This is a genomic window from Frankia sp. CcWB2, from assembly GCF_977927585.1.
In genome coordinates this window covers 1-2,571 of the sequence record NZ_CDWRCM010000332.1, presented here as the reverse complement: position 1 = coordinate 2,571, position 2,571 = coordinate 1, and the positions used below count along the sequence as shown (strand labels likewise).

2 protein-coding genes are annotated in these 2,571 nt (G+C 68.8%); both read left to right on the top strand.

Annotated features, from left to right (window positions below; all coding sequences use genetic code 11):
- The coding region (locus ACY45C_RS21290; protein ID WP_462189331.1) for a sensor histidine kinase at window positions 1-1,566 on the top strand (1,566 nt) is incomplete at its 5' end.
- Between the two features lie 192 nt (window positions 1,567-1,758).
- Complete coding sequence (locus ACY45C_RS21285; RefSeq protein ID WP_462189330.1) at window positions 1,759-2,517, top strand: O-methyltransferase; 759 nt, start codon at window positions 1,759-1,761, stop codon at window positions 2,515-2,517.
- The last annotated feature ends 54 nt before the right edge of the window (window positions 2,518-2,571 follow it).

Genomic DNA, 2,571 nt, shown 5'->3' with positions numbered 1-2,571 from the left:
CCGGTGAAGTGGCGGCGGCTGTCCGCCGGCGCGGCCCCGCTGCCTGCCGCCGTACGCGACAGTGCGGCCGTGCCACCGGACGAGCTCCGGCTGTTCGACCCGAACGGTACGCCCGTGGCCGACACCGGGGACGACATCCCGATCATGGCCTGGGATCTGGATCGGGCCCGCCGGGAGAACGTGGTCATCAACCCGAACGCGGCCAATCGACACCGGATGATCATTATTGCTCCGGTGTCCAACGCGCAGGGTCTGGTCGGCATCCTGGCCGTCGCGCGCAGCGATGCCGGGCTGCGCGCCTCGATCATCCACCGGTGGACGATGATCGCCCTCGCGGGCGTCCTGGTCGCACTGACCGCATTGGGGATCTCGATCCTGCTGGCCCGCTGGGTGGGCCGGCCGCTGCGCCAGCTCGAGCAGGCGGCGACCGAACTCGGTGCCGGCGATCTCACGATCCGGGCCAGAGCCGTCGGTGGGCCGCCCGAGGCACGCAAACTTGCCACGACGTTCGACGCGATGGCGGGACGGCTCCAGTTACTGGTCGACAGCCAGCGCCGGTTCCTCGCCGACGTCTCCCACCAGATCCGCACCCCGCTGACGGCGATGCGCCTGCGCTTGGAGCTGCTGCAACAGGACGTGGACGCGGACACCGCCGACGAGGTCGCGGGCACCCTGGTCGAGGTGCACCGGCTCTCCCGGATGGTCGACGGGCTGCTGGCGGTCTCCCGGGCCGAGCATGCACCGATCCCGACCCAGCCGATCCCCCTCGCGGTCGTCGCCGAGGAACGATGCCTGATCCGGCGACCGGTCGCAGCCGCCGCCGGAGTGACACTGACCTGCGACGTCGACGCGGACCAAGTCGTCCAGTGCACCCCGGGGCGCCTGGAGCAGATCCTCGACAATCTCCTCAGCAACGCGCTGGAGGCCACCCCGTCCGGCGGCCGGGTCAGCGTCGCGTCCGGGACGAACCCACCGGCCCAGCCACGCCCGGTGGGCGCCGGGGGCACCGCGGAGGCGGGCCTCGGGACGGGGAGCACCGCGGACGAGATGGACGAGATGAACGTCACCGGACCGCAGAGCACCATGACGGCGGGAAGCAGGACGGCGGGAAGCAGGACGGCGGGAGGCATGGCGCGGCTCACGGTCGCCGACAGCGGGCGCGGCCTGAGCGCCGAGCAGCGGGCCGCCGCCTTCCGCCGGTTCAGCTCCAACCTCAATGCCGACCAGCGATGCGACAACCAGCGATGCGCCGACCAGCGAGGAGAGGTGCCCGGCCGGGCCGATCGGCGCGGGAACGGCCTCGGGCTCGCCATCGTGCATGCCCTGGCGACCGCCGACGGCGGGACGGTCACTCTGGCCGAGAGTGCCAGCCGGGGTCTGTGCGTCGTCCTCGACCTGCCCCGGACACCTCCAGACCGACGGCCGACGGCCGCCCGGCCGGCACCCGCGCAGAGATTCGTGGACGCGGCGGGCGGCACCCGCATCGCGGCCGCGCCGGGCTCCGGGGCGCGGGCGGCCCGGGCCCTCGGCGGACATCGGCAACCATCCACGAACTACTGGAAGTAGTGGATTACGTCACGACGGATCACGCCATGGCCGACGACAGGCCGTGGCGACCGGGCAACGGCTCCACCAGACTCCCGATTCACTAGATGATCTTTACTGGTTCTTTCCGAGCCGAGGAGCGGTCCGTAACCGCAATGCGTCCCGGGCCGGTTATTTTCGAACCGAGCCACCAGGAATGGAGTTCCACTGATCATGGTAAAAAGTCCGGCACAGAAGCTTCGTGACGTCGCGGCAACCGGCGTCAGCACGCTTCGCCGCGAAGGCGCAAAAAACGGCAAGAGATTGAAATCATCCTATCTGGCCGATCCGATCCACAGCTATCTGACGGAGCACAGCTCACCCCCGGATCCGATCCTCGACGAACTCTCCGCCGTGACGGCGGCGCTCCCCGAGGCGGAGATGCAGGTACCGGCCGAGCAGGGGACGTTCCTGACCATCCTGACGGCCTCGATCGCCCCGCGCCGCGCGGTCGAGATCGGTACCTTCACCGGCTATTCCGCGCTGTGCATCGCCCGGGGCCTGCCCGCCGACGGCCGACTTCTCTGCCTGGACATCAGCACGGAATGGACCTCGGTCGCCCGCCGGTACTGGGCTCGGGCCGGTGTTTCCGATCACATCGACCTCGTCCTCGGACCGGCGGCCGACAGCCTCGGCATACTCCCCGAAGAACCCACCTTCGACCTGGCGTTCATCGACGCGGACAAGACCTCGTATAGGAGGTATTACGAGCTTCTCCTTCCCCGGATGAACCCGAACGGGGTCATCATCGTCGACAATGTGTTGCAGTATGGGCACGTAGTGCGCTCCCACTCGGACAATCCTGCTGTCGTCGCCGTCAAACAGTTCAACGATCTTCTTACCGACGACTCCCGGGTACAGGTTGTCATGCTGCCCATTGCGGACGGACTGACCATCGTCCGGAAACTGCCCTCGCCGCGGACACCCGTCTAGTACTCCAACCCGACGTTTGTGATCAGTTGCGGCCCGTGGGCTGACGGTGGGCGG